Below are 14,845 nucleotides of genomic sequence, written 5' to 3'. Positions count from 1 at the left end.
AAATTTGCGACGAATCGATCGAAAACCCGCTGGCATCGCGATACGCCGATAACTCGCCGCGTCTCCCTGTTTTGGTGCAGGAAGGCCGGCGAGTTTTTTCATGACGATGCGTTGGCCGTCGCGGCGATTTCGTCGTCAGCAAGGCCAGGAAAATTGCCGTAACCTGTGCGAGTTTTGTGCAGCACAGCAACCCCCACTTTCACAGGACCTTCAGCAATGACGGACTCGCAACACACCCCACTCGCCGCGCTCGATACCGACCTGTTTTCGTCGTACAAGCTCGGCCCGCTCGAACTGAGCAACCGCATCGTCATGGCCCCCCTCACGCGCAGCCGCGCCAGCCAGGGCGACGTGCCGGGCCCGATGGTCGCCGAGTACTACGCGCAGCGCGCATCGGCCGGACTGATCATCAGCGAAGCCACCAACATCTCGCAGCAAGGCAAGGGCTACGCCTTTACGCCGGGCATTTACACCGACGAACAGGTCGCTGGCTGGAAGCAGGTCACGGACGCGCTGCACGCCAAGGGCGGCAAGATCTTCTGCCAACTCTGGCACGTGGGCCGCATCTCGCACCCGTCGCTTCAACCTGAGGGCGCACTGCCGGTCGCACCGTCCGCGATTCAACCGGCCGGTCAGGCGTTCACGGAGCATGGCTTCGAGCCGCATCCGGTGCCGCGTGCGCTGGAGACATCCGAAATCCCGGGCATCATCGAACAGTATCGTCATGCCGCCGAGTGCGCGAAGCGCGCCGGTTTCGACGGTGTGGAAATCCACGCAGCGAACGGTTATCTGCTCGACCAGTTCATGCGCGACAAAACGAACCATCGCACCGACCAGTACGGCGGCAGCATCGAGAACCGTGTGCGCATCGTGCTGGAAGTCACGCAGGCGGTTGTCGACGTCTGGGGTGCCGAGCGCGTGGGCATTCGTCTCTCCCCGATCAGCCCGGCCAACGATTGCGGCGATAGCAATCCGGAACCGGTCTTCACGTACGCCGTCGAGCAGCTCAACCGTTTCGGCCTCGTGTACCTGCACGTCGTCGAAGGTGCGACGGGTGGCCCGCGTGAAGTGGAAGGCGGCTTCGATCTTCAGACGCTGCACCGCCTGTTCAAGGGTACGTTCATGGCGAACAATGGCTATGACCTCGCACTGGCGCTCAAGGCCCGCAAGGAAAACCTCGCGGATCTGATCGCCTTCGGCAAGCCGTTCATCGCAAACCCGGATCTGGTCGAACGCCTCAAGCGCGGTGGCCCATTCAACGCCCTGAATCGCGACACGCTCTATGGTGGCGATGCACGCGGTTATGTCGATTACCCGACATTGGATGAGTCGGCGGTTTAAGGTGTGAGTTAGGGGGAGTTAGGGTGCGCGAAGCATTCATGGCACCCTCAACATTCTCGCGCAAACGCTGAAAGAATGAGGGCTCCTTCGGGAGCCCTTTTCTTATGTTACGACTTGCGACACGGCAATGGATCAATCGCCAGCTACGCCGGTCTCCTCAGAGAAAACGTTCCGCAGACGTGCCATGGCACGTCTCAACGCATGCCGATCCAGTGCCCCCGTATGTCGAACTAATCGCTGTCTATCCATCGATCTAAGATGGCTTAACTGCATCGCGCCCTGACGTCCGCCATATGTCGTGGAGACACTGTATCGAGAGGCGTCCGACGATGTGAGTGGTGCCACGATCACGGTTTGCGTGTGCTTATTCATCGGCGAAGGCGACAAAATGACACAAGGACGCGTCTTCCCGATTTCACATCCGATTGCCGGATCGAAACTTGCGATCCAAATCTCACCTCGTTTCAGCACATTCACTCCTTTGCGGGATCCGCGTCGCTGGGGCAACTCCGCAGTTGAATCAGCTCTTCCTCCGTGTCGTCGACACAAAAGTCCTCAGCCCGTGCGTTAGCATTGGGATACCACACCACTTCAATCGTATAGTCGTCGTTCATCTCTCACTCCGAATCATTACCCCGTCATCCCTCTCTCGTGGATTCGTGGATATCGTCGCAGCGCGACACATCGAAGTAAACAGATGCCAAAGCTTTCCGGAATTTTCCTGAAGCGTTCGGACGGCAATGCGATTAGGCGTCGCGCTGCCCCCAGCGCATCAGATCCGCGCCGGTGGGGTTCTGGTACATGCGCAGGCCGAACTCGGGAAGGATGGCCAGCAGGTGGTCGAAGACGTCGCCCTGTACGCGCTCGTACTCCGCCCACACGATCGTGTTCGTGAAGCAGTACAGCTCGATGGGAATGCCCGTTGCGGACGGCTGGAGCGAACGCACCATGCATGTCATGCCCTCGTGGATGTTCGGATGCGCCTTCAGATATGCCAGCGCATACGCGCGGAACGTGCCGATATTCGTCAGACGTCGTGTGTTCGCCAGCACGTCCGCCGCGACGCCCAGCGCCGCATTGGCGTCCGCCATCGAACGCTGCTTCTCCGACAGATAGCCACCCAGCAGATGCAGCGTCGACAAACGCGCGATCTCGCCGGCGTCCAGGAATCCGACGCTACCCGCATCGATGCACAGCGTGCGCTTGATGCGTCGCCCGCCCGACTGCTGCATGCCGCGCCAGTTACGGAAGCTCTCCGAAATCAGACGCCACGTCGGAATCGTCGTGATCGTCTTGTCCCAGTTCTGCACCTTCACCGTATGCAACGCGATATCCACCACGTCGCCATCGGCCCCGACCTGCGGCATCTCGATCCAGTCGCCCACGCGCAGCATATCGTTCGACGTGAGTTGCACGCTCGCGACGAACGACATGATCGTGTCCTTGAACACCAGCAACAGCACCGCCGACATCGCCCCCAGACCGGAGAGCAGCAACCACGGCGAACGGTCGATGATCGTCGCGACGATGCCAATCGCCGCCACCACGTAAAGCGCGATCTTGCCTAGCTGGACGTACCCCTTGATCGAGCGCGTGCGCGCATGTTCCGACATCGCGTAGACGGTTTGGGCGGCGTCGAGAATGCCCGCAATGGCGAGCGTGGCGTAGAGCAGCGTCGTCGCGAGCGCCACATTGCCGATGACGATCACCGCCTTCGCTGGCAGGTCCGGCACCCACTCGATACCGAACTGGATGACGAGGTACGGCAGGATGCGTGCCGCCCGGTGAAAGACACGATGCGCGAGCAATGCGTCGTCCCAGCGGTTCGCCGTTCTCTGCACCACGATGCGCACGATCCGAACAATCACGAACTGCGCCACCGCCTGAACCAGCACGGCTGCCGCAATCAGCATCGCCAACGATCCGGCCATGCGCGCCCATGGCGCATTGTCGAACCACGCTATCACTGCTTCCCACGTCATCCTGCAACTCCTTGTCTTGCTGTTTTCTCTGTCTGTTCGATGGCGCTGTTCGTCGGCATCGCCCCGCCTTCAGCGAAGAATGAATCCGGCAAACGCAAAAATGACGGCCGCTCGGGCCGTCATCCTTGGATACTTCAGGCGACGGTCGTTCCCTTCCGTCGCCGAAACTCACGTGATATCACGCGATATCACGCCTCGTCAGGTGCATTCAGCAACATGGCAGCGCGTGCATCGCATACGTCGCACACGTCGCTTACGTCCCTTACACCGACGCGCCGAACGGCACGCTTGCGACCACATTGGGCGCGCCCGGCAGCGACGGCGTAATGATCGTACCGCCACCGTTACCGCGCGACTTGCCCGAACTCAGATAGTCGGCGATCGAGTCTTGCGTGACCTCGCCTAGATACTGATTGTCGTCCCCCAGCACCGGCAGCGACGCGAGATTGTGTTCGTACATGCGCGAGAGCAGCACCCGCAGGTTATCGCCAGCCACCGCCGACGCCTTGAAATCCCGCACGCGCTCGCCGCACGTGCCCTGTGCGTGCCGCGTGTCCCGACGCGCAATGTAACCCAATGCACGCGCGCTCTCGTCGACCACCACAAGCGATCGCGTATCGAGTTCGTCCATCATGCCGTAGGCTTCAGAGAGCGTCGTCTGCGGCTTGACGGTCGGTTGCGGCGTGGCGGCGTCTTCGGCGCGCACGAGCAGCAGGCGCTTAAGAATTCGGTCATGTCCCACAAAGCTTGCGACAAATTCGTCGACCGGTCGGGCCAGCAGCGCATCCGGTTGCGCGTACTGCACGAGACTTCCCTGACGGAAGATCGCGATGCGGTCCGCCAGCTTGATGGCTTCGTCGATATCGTGGCTGACCATGATGACGGTCTTGCCCAGTTGACGCTGCATCTGCAAAAACTCGTTCTGGATCGATTCGCGATTGATCGGATCGACCGCGCCGAACGGCTCGTCCATCAGCAGCACGGGCGGATCTGCCGCCAGCGCCCGGATCACACCGATACGCTGCTGCTGGCCGCCCGAGAGTTCGCGCGGATAGCGCGACAGGTAACGCTTCGGATCGAGTGCGACCATGGCCATCAGCTCGGTGGCACGCTCGCGGCAGCGCTTCTTGTCCCAGCCGAGCAGACGCGGCACCACGGTAATGTTCTCTTCGATGGTCATGTTCGGAAACAGACCGATCTGCTGGATCACATAGCCGATGTGTCGGCGCAGTTCGATTTCGTTGATCTTGCCGGTGTCTTCGCCGTTGAGCAGGATGTGCCCGGAGGTCGGCTTGATCAGCCGGTTGATCATCTTGAGGGTGGTCGTCTTGCCGCAGCCCGACGGGCCGAGGAAGACGCAGATTTCGCCCGGCGGCACTTCAAGGCTGACCGAGTTCACGGCGGTCACACGCGTACCGTCCTTCTGGACGAAGCTTTTGGTGAGATTGTCGAGTTTGATCATACGGTTCGGATTCCTTTCGGTGTCAGCACGCGCTGCAGGCGGTGCAACAGGGTGTCGGCGACGATGGCGAGCAAACTCACCATGACCGCACCCACGACAAGCTGCCGGGTATCGCTCTGGCTGATCCCCTGGGTAATCAACACCCCGAGACCGCCGGCCCCGACGATGGCACCAATGGCCATCACGCCAATATTCATCACGACAGCAGTGCGCACGCCGCCCAGTACCACCGGCACGGCCAGCGGCAGTTCGACCAGGCGCAGACGCTGCCAGAACGTCATACCAATGCCAATCCCTGCTTCGCGAATGCTCGGATCGATCTGTCGCAACGCGAGACTCGTGTTGCGCATGATCGGTAGCAGCGAATACAGGAAGACGGCGGCCACCGCCGGTGCCGGGCCGATCCCCATGCCGTAGACGGACAGTGCGGGAATCATCAGGCCGAACAGGGCAATCGACGGGATCGTGAGCACGACCGTCGCCAAACCCAGCACGACACCGGACAGCCAGCGAAAACGCGTGACCAGCACGCCCAACGGCACGCCGACCACAATGGCCGCGCCAACCGAGGCGGCCACCAGCCACGCATGCTGACCGGTCAGGGTCAGAATGCGGTGCCAGTTGTGCGTCAAAAATTCAATCATGGGACTCCTCAATCGGTAACTATCGGGAGCAGCAATGCGCGATGCGCGCTTACTGCACCAATCCTTCCTGCTTGAGGAAGTCGCTCGCCACACGCGACACCGCACGATGGTCGATATCGACCTTGGCGTTCATGTCGCGCATGTTTTCGTCGTTGATCTTCGCGGAGAGCGCGTTAAGTTCGTCGGCGAGCTTCGGGTTTGCGTCGAGCACTTCCTTGCGCACCACGGGCGTGGCCGCGTAAGCCGGGAAGAAGCCCTTGTCGTCGGCCAGCACCTTCAGATCGAAACCCTTGTTGCGGCCGTCGCTGGTGTAGACGAGACCGGCGTCGATCTGTTCGTTCTTCAGTGCGGTGTAGACGAGGCCCGGGTCCATCTGCTTGATGTTGCGGCGCTCGAGATGGAAATCGTAGAGTTGCTCCATCGGGTCCAGACCGTCCGAGCGACCGACGAACTCCATGTCGAACGCGAATTGCATGTCCGGATTCGCGCGGAATTTTTCGATGAGCTGCGACACCGTCTCGATGCCCTCTTCCCGCGCCATCTTGCCCGGCATCGCGAATGCATACGTGTTGTTCAGCGCAGCGGGATTCAGCCAGACGAGACCGATCTTGCCGTCAAGCTCTTTGACCCGCTCGTAAGTCTGTTGCGGATCGAGCTTCTCGGTGACCTTGTTGTAGACGATGAGCGAGGTACCGGTGTACTCCCAGACCACGTCGAGCTGATTGCTCTCCATGCCCTGACGCATCACCACACTGCCGAGGCCGTTCTTCAGCTCGACGTCATACCCTTTGCTGCGCAGGTACTGTGCCGTCATCTCCGAGAGAATCAGCTGTTCGGTGAAGTTCTTGCCGCCGATGGTGAGCGTGGCGGCCTGCACGGTGGCACTCGTCGCCATCACACTCAGCGCGACAGCGGCGATGCTCAGCAAACGGATCGCACCTGCCGCGAGCGTACGAGAAAACGAAATTTTCATACCTGGGGGTCTCCTATGTTTCAGCGCGCCGGCGTGCCGTGTCGCGCGAACCAGAGCCCGCTGGCGAAGGCGACGATGCCGTCGAGCACCAGCGCGAGCAGTGCAGTCCCGGCCGCGCCGAGCAGCAGCTTGGTCTGGTCGTTCAGATAGATGCCGGGGAAGATCAACTGCCCCAGGCTGTCCGCGCCGATCAGGAAAGCGAGCGGCGCGGTGCCGACGTTGATCGCCAGCGCGGTGCGAACGCCGCCGATGATGACCGGCATGGCGTTGGGCAGATCGACGCGAAACAGCACCTGCGCCGGCGTCATGCCCATGCCGCGTGCCGACTCCCGCAACGCGGGCGGCACCTGTCGAAGGCCTTCGTACGCGTTACGCACGATGGGCAGCAGCGACGCGAGCCACAGTGCCAGAATGGCCGGGCGGTCGCCGATACCGAGCACCGCCATCGACAACGCCAGCACGGCGAGCGACGGCAGCGTGTTGCCGATATTGAAGATCTGCACCGCGCGCTCGGCATGTTTCGCGAACATCGGACGCGAGATCAGCACGCCCGCAGGCACGCCGACCAAAATGGCCAATGTCATCGAAATCGCCACGAGCTTGAGATGCTGTTGGGTGTAATACACCAGGTCGCCCCGGTACTTGACGAGCGAATCCACGCCCAGCCAATACACCAGACCGGTGACTGCGGCGGCAACACCGAGCAGTCCGAAGCCGGCCAGATAGAGAATGCGATACTGCTTCGCCACGTTCATGCTCCCTTTGAATGGGTTGGCAGCGCTGCGCGCGCGGCAATAGCTATCGCCCCACGTGACAACGCGGTCAATCAAGCATGACAACTGTTAGCTGCCTTGCGAATTGTGGTGTGTTCGATCCGAAGGTCTGTGAAAGACAACGGTGACGAACGAGGCGTCGCGAAATGCGACATGAGAGACGAGCTTTCGACGCCGTGGGCGCCTGGGCCTCTCGATGCACGCTTATTGAAAGCGCGCGAAAGTTTTACTGCACAGACTCATTGCGTGATGTAACGGACGCCGGCGCAACGAGGAACACCGGCAACGCTTTTGTTTCTATGGGCCAACCGCAGCGATTGGCTTTTTTTATTCTAGTACAGATAGTGCGTCGATGCCAACCCGTAGCACGTTTTTAGTCATAAATCTGGCCTATTTACACGCAATTACACGATACATTTCTCATATGAATCGTAATCCTGACTAATTGCGTGCGCTCGAATCCACCGTCATCACTGGCGTTGCGGCGAATTGAAAAGTTGCGAAGGGGATGCATTTTTACGACGTCCCGAAATCTGCAATTTCGATGTTTCGCATAGCGGATCGATGTGTCGCAGCGTTTTATTTTCCGGGACGCGAAGCGAGCGAATTCAGGTGCGGCAAGCGACGTGCCGACCGTCCGGAATCCGCATGTTATCTGGCCTCCGAAGGGAAATTAGAGGACCGCTCCGGAAACCAGTGCCAACCCGGAAAAACTCGTGTATTCTCCGAGGTTTAGCTTAGTTTTCAATCATTTAGCGCAAAATCGGGGAAACGCAACGGGAACGCGAGGCAATGATCTTGCGGCAGTTTGCGGGCGCGGTGATTGAACGGTAGGAAAGCGATCGTGCGCGGGCACGAGGTCGTTGAATGGCGAATAACAACTATGAAAAGTACCATCAGCCGTACCGAACAGGGCAATCGCGTTGCCGCGACCACCATTCTGGCCGCGTGCGCTGCACTCACGCTTGCCGGATTCCTCGCGCGAGCGCTCGAAGGCGCAGTCAATCCTTTACTGACCTTCTTTCTCGTCTCGGCAGGCGGCATTCTCAATCTGTCGACAGCGTGCCTGCTAGGCGTTCAATATCTCTACAACGGTAAGCGCTATTTCGCGCAGTTCGGATGCGCGTTTCTGCTGCGCGGACTGTTCATGTTTACCGAAGGCGTGTTGCTCGCGAATCAGCTTGCGGGCATCTCGACACATATCACTCGCGCCCCCTTCTGGCTCTGGCTGGTTGCCGAAGCGAGCTTCGCCGCGTACGTGATGCTTAGCGTGCGCAGCTACTCGCGCACACGCATGGACCCGCACACGCGTCCCGGCTACTCCGAGGCGGCGCGTTACGGCGCGACGGTCCTTATCATCTGGGTGACGGTTTCACTGTCGCTCGTGGGTGCGGGACGTACGCTCGTCACACCGCATCTGACCGGCGGCGTCGACATCGAAACGATTGCCCTCGCCGCCCTCTTCATCGCGTACATCGCATTGTGGTGGCGTATCGCGGCCGTCACGCGCCTGTCGCACAAGTTGTTCCTGCTCGTGTGGGTCGTGGTCTCGATCTCGCTGTGTCAGTTGCTGCTCTCGCTTACGGCACCGAGCGAGGCGTCGTATCAGTGGTATGCGGCGCGTTTGCTGGCGCTGGCGTCGCCGGGTGTCGCGACACTCGCCCTCGTGTGGGAAATCACTCGGCAGTACCAATCGCTCGCGCTGACCAATACCGATCTGGTGGAGAAGGTTTTCATCGATCCGCTCACGCACATCTATAACCGTCGCTACTTCGACAACCGCATCCGGCTCGTGGCCGAACGCGTGCAACAGCGTGCGATTCCGCTGTCCGTGCTGCTGATCGACATCGACTTCTTCAAGCAGGTGAACGACCGCTACGGACATCCGTTCGGCGACGCCGTCCTGCAACGCATCGCCACGACCATCCAGCATTGCATTCGTCTGCCGAGCGACTTTGCGGTGCGTCTGGGCGGCGAAGAGTTTGCGGTGGTGCTGCCCGAGATCGACCAGCACGCGGCGCTACGTGTGGCCGACCGGATTCGCGAATCCGTCAAGCGTGCGAGTACGGATCTGCTGCCGCAAACCGCACGCGACGAAGGCGAGGCGATCACCATCAGCGTCGGCATTGCCTCGTGGCAACCGGGCGAGCCACTCGTGATCAGTTCGATGCTCGATCAGGCGGACAAGGCGCTCTATCAGGCGAAGCACAAGGGCCGGGATCAGAGCGTGATGGGGCAGATGGCGGCTTGATGGTGGCTTGATGGCAGTATGACGTCCGGCGCTGCGCGATGCCGCCGGACGTCGCGAACGACATCAGTGCCCGCCGACGGGCGGCGACGTCGCCGGTCCTTTGAGTTCCACGGTGTTGCCGTCCGGATCGCTGAGATAGCAGGACGGCCCTTCCCCGTGTGCGCCGTAGCGTTGCACCACTTCGCCCAACGTCACACCGTGCGACGCCAGTCCTTTACGAATGGCTTCGTCATCGAACGGTTCGACGCGCAGACAGAAGTGATCGAGATTGTGTCCTTCGGGACCGGGCGCGACACCGCCCTGACGGCCGATCTTGCCGGCGACGTCGACCAGATCGATCAACGCGTCGCCGGCGCGCAGTTGCACCAGTCCGATGTCGTCCTGCACCTTCTCCAGCGTACAGCCCAACACCTCGATGTAGAAGTGCCGCAGGCGTGCCACATCGTTGGTACGCAACACCACGTGATCGAGCGCGACGAACGGAATCTTCATCGCGCCCCCGTCAGGCGCTCAGCGCGTAGCGACGCCGCTTCTCGACCTTCGTCTCGTGCGTCATCTCGCTGCGACCATCTTCGAACACCGTCTCCAGCCGCACGGTAAAGCCCCACAGCCGCGCCACGTGCTTGAGCACTTCCTCGAAGCTGTCGTCGAGCGGCTTACGTTCGCTTTGCACATGCCGCAGCGTCAGCGACCGGTCGCCATGCAGATCGACGTGCGCCACCTGAATGTTCGGTTCGAGCTGGCTCAGGTTGTACTGCTGCGCCAGCATCTCGCGGATCTCGCGATAGCCCGAGTCGTTGTGGATGGCTGTCACACGCAAGCGGCTGTCGCGATCGTCGTCGAGCACTGAGAACAACTTCAGATCGCGAATCACCTTGGGCGAGAGGAACTGCTGGATGAAGCTCTCGTCCTTGAAGTTGCGCATGGCGAAGTCGAGCGTCGTCAGCCAGTCGGAGCCCGCGATATCCGGCGCCCACAGACGATCTTCTTCGGTCGGGTCCTCGCACATGCGACGGATGTCCTGGAACATGGCGAAGCCCAGCGCATACGGATTCAGACCGCTGTAGTACGGGCTGTCGAACGACGGCTGATAGACGACGTTCGTGTGCGCGTGCAGAAACTCCATCATGAAGGCGTCGTTGACGAGCTTTTCCTTGTAGAGCTGCTGAAGGATCGTGTAGTGCCAGAACGTCGCCCAGCCTTCGTTCATCACTTTGGTCTGACGCTGCGGGTAGAAGTACTGCGCGAGCTTGCGCACGATGCGCACGATCTCGCGCTGCCACGGCGCGAGCTTCGGGGCGTTCTTCTCGAAGAAGTACAGCAGGTTTTCCTGCGGTTCCCCCGGGAATGGCGGCTCGTCTGAATCGGTGGGATCGAGGCCGTCATCCTCATCGTCGTCATGCAGTGCGTGATTGGGCAACGTGCGCCACAGATCGTTGATCTGCATTTGCAGATAATTCTCGCGATCTTTCTGACGCGCCTGCTCCTGCGCCATCGACAGACGTTTCGGCCGCTTGTACCGGTCCACGCCGTAGTTCATCAGTGCATGGCAGGAGTCGAGCAACAATTCCACGGACTGCTCGCCGTAGCGTTGCTCGCACTCGGTGATGTAGTTGCGTGCGAACAGCAGGTAATCGACGATGGCGTCGGCGCTGGTCCATGTGCGAAACAGGTAATTGCCCTTGAAAAACGAGTTATGACCGTAGCTGGCGTGCGCGATGGTCAGCGCCTGCATGGTCATGCTGTTCTCCTCCATCAGATACGCGATGCAGGGGTTCGAATTGATGACGATCTCGTACGCCAGCCCCATCTGCCCGCGCTTGTAGCCACGCTCGGACGACAGGAAGTGCTTGCCGTACGACCAATGGTGATAGCCGATGGGCAGACCGACGGTCGCATAGGCGTCGAGCATCTGCTCGGCAGTGATGATCTCGATCTGATTGGGGTACGTGTCGAGCTTGAAGTTCGAAGCGATACGCGCGATCTCATGCTCGTATCGTTGAATCAACTCGAACGTCCATTCCGACCCGGTGGATATATACGCCATGACGCGCCCTCGTTTCGGTACCGGCACGGGCCGGTATCGGTACGCTAGGAAACGGCTTTCAGGCCGCCTTCTTCTTGAACAAGTCGTGCAGCACCGGATAGATTTCGGCCGCCTCCATGATGCGTTGCATCGCGAAGTTCGAGTGCTGCTGCTTGACCGACAGGTATTCGTTCCACAGGTTCTGCGGCTCTGCGCTCGCCACCTCCACGTAGGCGAAGTACTGCACGGCCGGCATGATCGACTGCATCAGAATGTCGCGACAGATGGGCGAATCGCCGTCCCAGTTGTCGCCGTCGGAGACCTGCGCGCCGTAGATGTTCCAGTCGCTCGGTGAATACCGGTCCGCGATGACCTCGTTCATCAACTTGAGCGCGCTGGACACCACGGTGCCGCCCGACTCACGCGCATAGAAGAAGTCGTCCTCGTTCACCTCCTTCGCCGTGGTGTGGTGACGGATGAGCACGAGATCGATGCGCTCGTAGTTATGCCGCAGGAACAAGTACAGCAGCATGAAGAAGCGCTTGGCGAGATCCTTGCGGCTCTGGTCCATCGAGCCGGAAACGTCCATCAGACAGAACATGACGGCCTGCGCTTGCGGGCGTGGCTGCATGACCCGGTTCGAATACCGCAGATCGAGCTTTTCGATGTACGGAATCGCCTCGACGCGCGTACGAAGATGCGTGATCTCGTGCGCGAGCGCCAACGCCCGGGGCGACGTGTCGCCCTCGCGCGAGACGATGTCCGCGTACTCGGCTTCGAGCTCGCGGAGCTGCTTGCGATACGGTGCGGTGAGTGCGATGCGTCGGCCGAGCGAGCTGCGCATCGTACGAATGACGTTGAGGTTCGACGGCGTACCGTCGATGGAATAGCCCGCACGCACCTTGCGAAACTCCGGGATCTGCGCGAGCCGGCGTTTTGCGAGGTCCGGCAGCGCCATGTCCTCGAAGAAGAATTTCAGGAACTCCTCTCGCGAGAGGTTGAAGACGAAGTCGTCCTCGCCCTCTCCCGAGTCGCTGGCGCGGCTGCCGCCGCCCCCTGCGCCCGATGGTGGACGTTCGAAGTTGTCACCCACCACGAACTCGCGGTTGCCGGGATGAACCATCTCCCGCCGCCCGCCGGGCCCGTGGTGGAACAACGGCTCCGAAATGTCCTTGACCGGGATCGAGACCTGTCCGCTGCCATCGATATCGGTGATCTTGCGCCCAGCCACCGCCTTCGCGACCGCACGACGAATCTGGTCGCGATAGCGTTTGATGAAACGCTGCTGGTTGATGGCGCTTTTGTTCTTGCCGTTTTGCCGTCTGTCGATGATTGCTGACATAGTGGCCCCGATTGGTTGCTACGAGGATTTGCGCACGCGCAGATACCATTCCACAAGCAGGCGAACCTGCTTCGGGGTATAGCCCTTTTCCACCATCCGGTTGACGAAGTTGGCGTGCTTTTCCTGATCCTCCTTGGACGACTTCGCGTTGAACGAGATCACCGGCAGCAAATCCTCGGTCGTCGAGAACATGCGTTTCTCGATCACCGCGCGCAGCTTTTCGTAACTCGTCCAGAGCGGATTCTTGCCCGCGTTGTTGGCGCGCGCCCGCAGCACGAAGTTGACGATCTCGTTGCGGAAATCCTTCGGATTGGTAATCCCGGCCGGCTTTTCGACTTTCTCCAGTTCGTCGTTGAGCGCGGTGCGGTCGAGAATTTCGCCGGTGTTCGGATCGCGATACTCCTGATCCTGAATCCACAGGTCCGCAAAGTTCACATAGCGGTCGAAGATGTTCTGACCGTACTCCGAGTACGACTCCAGATACGCGGTCTGAATCTCCTTGCCGATGAACTCGACGAACGGTGCCGTCAAATATTCCTTGATGTAGGCGAGATAGCGCTTCTCCACCTCACCCGCATACTGTTCGCGCTCGATCTGTTGTTCGAGCACATACAGCATGTGCACCGGGTTCGCGGCGACCTCCGTGTTATCGAAGTTGAAGACCTTCGAGAGCACCTTGAAGGCGAAACGCGTGGACATGCCCGTCATCCCTTCGTCCACCCCGGCGTAGTCGCGGTACTCCTGATACGACTTGGCCTTCGGATCGATGTCCTTGAGGTTTTCACCGTCGTAGACACGGACCTTCGAGAAGATGTTGGAATTCTCGGGCTCTTTCAGACGCGTAAGCACCGCGAACTGGGCAAGCATCTTGAGCACGTTCGGCGCGCGCGGGGCGTTCGCAAGCGAGCTGTTCTTTACGAGCTTCTCGTAAATCTTCACCTCGTCGGTCACGCGCAGGCAGTACGGCACCTTCACGATATAGATACGGTCGAGGAAAGCTTCGTTGTTGCGATTGCCCTTGAAGCTCTGCCACTCCGCTTCGTTCGAGTGGGCAAGCACGATCCCGTCGAACGGAATCGCACCGAACCCTTCCGTGCCCTTGTAGTTGCCCTCCTGCGTGGCGGTCAGCAACGGGTGGAGCACCTTGATCGGCGCTTTGAACATTTCGACGAATTCGAGCAGGCCGCGGTTCGCCAGGCACAGGCCGCCGGAGTATGAGTAAGCGTCCGGATCGTCCTGCGGAAATTCTTCGAGCTTGCGGATGTCGACCTTACCGACCAGCGACGAAATGTCCTGGTTGTTTTCGTCGCCCGGCTCGGTCTTCGCAATGGCGATCTGCTGCAACACCGACGGACGCACCTTCACCACGCGGAACTTGGTGATGTCGCCGTTGAATTCGTTAAGACGCTTGGTGGCCCACGGTGACGGAATCGTATTGAGATACCGCATCGGAATGCCGAAGTCCTCTTCGAGAATCTTGCCGTCTTCCTCTGAGGAGAACAGGCCCAGAGGCGACTCGTGCACCGGCGATCCCTTCAGGCAGTAGATGGGGACATCCTCCATCAACACCTTCAGTTTCTCTGCCAGCGACGACTTGCCGCCGCCCGGAGGCCCAAGCAGATACAGAATCTGTTTGCGCTCTTCGAGGCCCTGCGCTGCGTGTTTGAAGAACGAGACAATTTGCTCGATCGTGTCTTCCATGCCGTAAAACTCACGGAAGGCAGGATAGATCTTGATGATCTTGTTGGAGAACAGCCGCGAGAGTCGCGGGTCGTGATGCGTGTCGATAAGCTCCGGCTCACCGATCGCGCGCAACATGCGCTCGGCTGCCGATGCATACGCAGTCGAATCCTTCTTACAGATCTCCAGATATTCCTGGATGCTGTATTCCTCTTCCCTGCGTGCTTCGAAACGTGTCGTGTAGTGGCTGAAAATATCCATATGCCTCACCCCCGCCTCATCGGAATACACCGCGGAAAACACCGCGATACGATGCCCGCTCTGTTGCTTAAGACCCGGATGACTGCACGATGGTTTCGACCTGGCTCACT

The 14,845-nt window shown here is 60.1% G+C and carries 13 protein-coding genes; 2 read left to right on the top strand and 11 right to left on the bottom strand.

What is annotated here, in order from left to right; translation table 11 throughout:
* Window positions 1-216 precede the first annotated feature (216 nt).
* Entirely contained in the window at window positions 217-1,341 is a 1,125-nt protein-coding gene (locus tag PAQ31011_RS11515; protein ID WP_150575975.1) for an alkene reductase, read from the top strand.
* A gap of 132 nt (window positions 1,342-1,473) precedes the next feature.
* Here the strand turns inward: PAQ31011_RS11515 and PAQ31011_RS27010 are convergent, their stop codons facing one another.
* From PAQ31011_RS27010 to PAQ31011_RS11485, 7 genes are all read right to left on the bottom strand, one after another.
* On the bottom strand, window positions 1,474-1,812 hold the full coding sequence (locus PAQ31011_RS27010; RefSeq protein ID WP_174990090.1) for a type II toxin-antitoxin system PemK/MazF family toxin: 339 nt from the start codon (window positions 1,810-1,812) through the stop codon (window positions 1,474-1,476).
* 2 nt (window positions 1,813-1,814) lie between these two features.
* On the bottom strand, window positions 1,815-1,955 hold the full coding sequence (locus PAQ31011_RS26360; RefSeq protein WP_174990089.1) for a hypothetical protein: 141 nt from the start codon (window positions 1,953-1,955) through the stop codon (window positions 1,815-1,817).
* Between the two features lie 132 nt (window positions 1,956-2,087).
* The gene (locus PAQ31011_RS11505; protein ID WP_150575973.1) at window positions 2,088-3,323 is read right to left on the bottom strand and encodes a mechanosensitive ion channel family protein; all 1,236 of its coding nucleotides are present in this window, start codon (window positions 3,321-3,323) and stop codon (window positions 2,088-2,090) included.
* A 262-nt stretch (window positions 3,324-3,585) separates the two neighbouring features.
* Complete coding sequence (locus PAQ31011_RS11500) at window positions 3,586-4,785, bottom strand: osmoprotectant ABC transporter ATP-binding protein OsmV (RefSeq protein WP_150575972.1); 1,200 nt, start codon at window positions 4,783-4,785, stop codon at window positions 3,586-3,588.
* Window positions 4,782-5,429: an ABC transporter permease gene (locus tag PAQ31011_RS11495; RefSeq protein ID WP_150575971.1), complete on the bottom strand. Its 648-nt coding sequence runs from the start codon at window positions 5,427-5,429 to the stop codon at window positions 4,782-4,784. Before PAQ31011_RS11495 ends, PAQ31011_RS11500 begins: the two co-directional genes overlap by 4 nt.
* A gap of 49 nt (window positions 5,430-5,478) precedes the next feature.
* Window positions 5,479-6,402, bottom strand: coding sequence for a glycine betaine ABC transporter substrate-binding protein (locus tag PAQ31011_RS11490; RefSeq protein WP_150575970.1), 924 nt, complete (start codon window positions 6,400-6,402; stop codon window positions 5,479-5,481).
* Between the two features lie 20 nt (window positions 6,403-6,422).
* A complete protein-coding gene (locus PAQ31011_RS11485) occupies window positions 6,423-7,157 on the bottom strand; it encodes an ABC transporter permease (protein ID WP_046289789.1) in 735 nt (244 codons plus the stop codon).
* A 901-nt stretch (window positions 7,158-8,058) separates the two neighbouring features.
* Between PAQ31011_RS11485 and PAQ31011_RS11480 the strand changes: the two genes are divergently transcribed.
* On the top strand, window positions 8,059-9,426 hold the full coding sequence (locus tag PAQ31011_RS11480) for a GGDEF domain-containing protein (protein ID WP_150575969.1): 1,368 nt from the start codon (window positions 8,059-8,061) through the stop codon (window positions 9,424-9,426).
* Window positions 9,427-9,489: 63 nt separating this feature from the next.
* Here the strand turns inward: PAQ31011_RS11480 and PAQ31011_RS11475 are convergent, their stop codons facing one another.
* From PAQ31011_RS11475 to PAQ31011_RS11460, 4 genes are read right to left on the bottom strand one after another with little or no spacing between them, the layout of a single operon-like run.
* Window positions 9,490-9,918: a VOC family protein gene (locus PAQ31011_RS11475; protein WP_150575968.1), complete on the bottom strand. Its 429-nt coding sequence runs from the start codon at window positions 9,916-9,918 to the stop codon at window positions 9,490-9,492.
* Between the two features lie 10 nt (window positions 9,919-9,928).
* The gene (locus PAQ31011_RS11470) at window positions 9,929-11,473 is read right to left on the bottom strand and encodes a SpoVR family protein (RefSeq protein ID WP_150575967.1); all 1,545 of its coding nucleotides are present in this window, start codon (window positions 11,471-11,473) and stop codon (window positions 9,929-9,931) included.
* Between the two features lie 58 nt (window positions 11,474-11,531).
* Entirely contained in the window at window positions 11,532-12,794 is a 1,263-nt protein-coding gene (locus PAQ31011_RS11465; protein ID WP_150575966.1) for a YeaH/YhbH family protein, read from the bottom strand.
* 18 nt (window positions 12,795-12,812) lie between these two features.
* Window positions 12,813-14,735: a PrkA family serine protein kinase gene (locus PAQ31011_RS11460; protein WP_150575965.1), complete on the bottom strand. Its 1,923-nt coding sequence runs from the start codon at window positions 14,733-14,735 to the stop codon at window positions 12,813-12,815.
* Window positions 14,736-14,845 lie beyond the last annotated feature (110 nt).

It is taken from the genome of Pandoraea aquatica (genome assembly GCF_902459565.1).
Classification (GTDB): Bacteria; Pseudomonadota; Gammaproteobacteria; order Burkholderiales; family Burkholderiaceae; genus Pandoraea; species Pandoraea aquatica.
Note: the sequence above shows the minus strand (reverse complement) of the source record. Positions and strands in the feature narration are given on the sequence as shown.

Coding starts and splice junctions, on each gene's coding strand:
- PAQ31011_RS11515 (WP_150575975.1), top strand. CDS start 217: ATGACGGACTCGCAACACACCCCACTCGCCGCGCTCGATACCGACCTG.
- PAQ31011_RS26360 (WP_174990089.1), bottom strand. CDS start 1,955: ATGAACGACGACTATACGATTGAAGTGGTGTGGTATCCCAATGCTAAC.
- PAQ31011_RS11505 (WP_150575973.1), bottom strand. CDS start 3,323: ATGACGTGGGAAGCAGTGATAGCGTGGTTCGACAATGCGCCATGGGCG.
- PAQ31011_RS11500 (WP_150575972.1), bottom strand. CDS start 4,785: ATGATCAAACTCGACAATCTCACCAAAAGCTTCGTCCAGAAGGACGGT.
- PAQ31011_RS11495 (WP_150575971.1), bottom strand. CDS start 5,429: ATGATTGAATTTTTGACGCACAACTGGCACCGCATTCTGACCCTGACC.
- PAQ31011_RS11490 (WP_150575970.1), bottom strand. CDS start 6,402: ATGAAAATTTCGTTTTCTCGTACGCTCGCGGCAGGTGCGATCCGTTTG.
- PAQ31011_RS11485 (WP_046289789.1), bottom strand. CDS start 7,157: ATGAACGTGGCGAAGCAGTATCGCATTCTCTATCTGGCCGGCTTCGGA.
- PAQ31011_RS11480 (WP_150575969.1), top strand. CDS start 8,059: ATGAAAAGTACCATCAGCCGTACCGAACAGGGCAATCGCGTTGCCGCG.
- PAQ31011_RS11475 (WP_150575968.1), bottom strand. CDS start 9,918: ATGAAGATTCCGTTCGTCGCGCTCGATCACGTGGTGTTGCGTACCAAC.
- PAQ31011_RS11470 (WP_150575967.1), bottom strand. CDS start 11,473: ATGGCGTATATATCCACCGGGTCGGAATGGACGTTCGAGTTGATTCAA.
- PAQ31011_RS11465 (WP_150575966.1), bottom strand. CDS start 12,794: ATGTCAGCAATCATCGACAGACGGCAAAACGGCAAGAACAAAAGCGCC.
- PAQ31011_RS11460 (WP_150575965.1), bottom strand. CDS start 14,735: ATGGATATTTTCAGCCACTACACGACACGTTTCGAAGCACGCAGGGAA.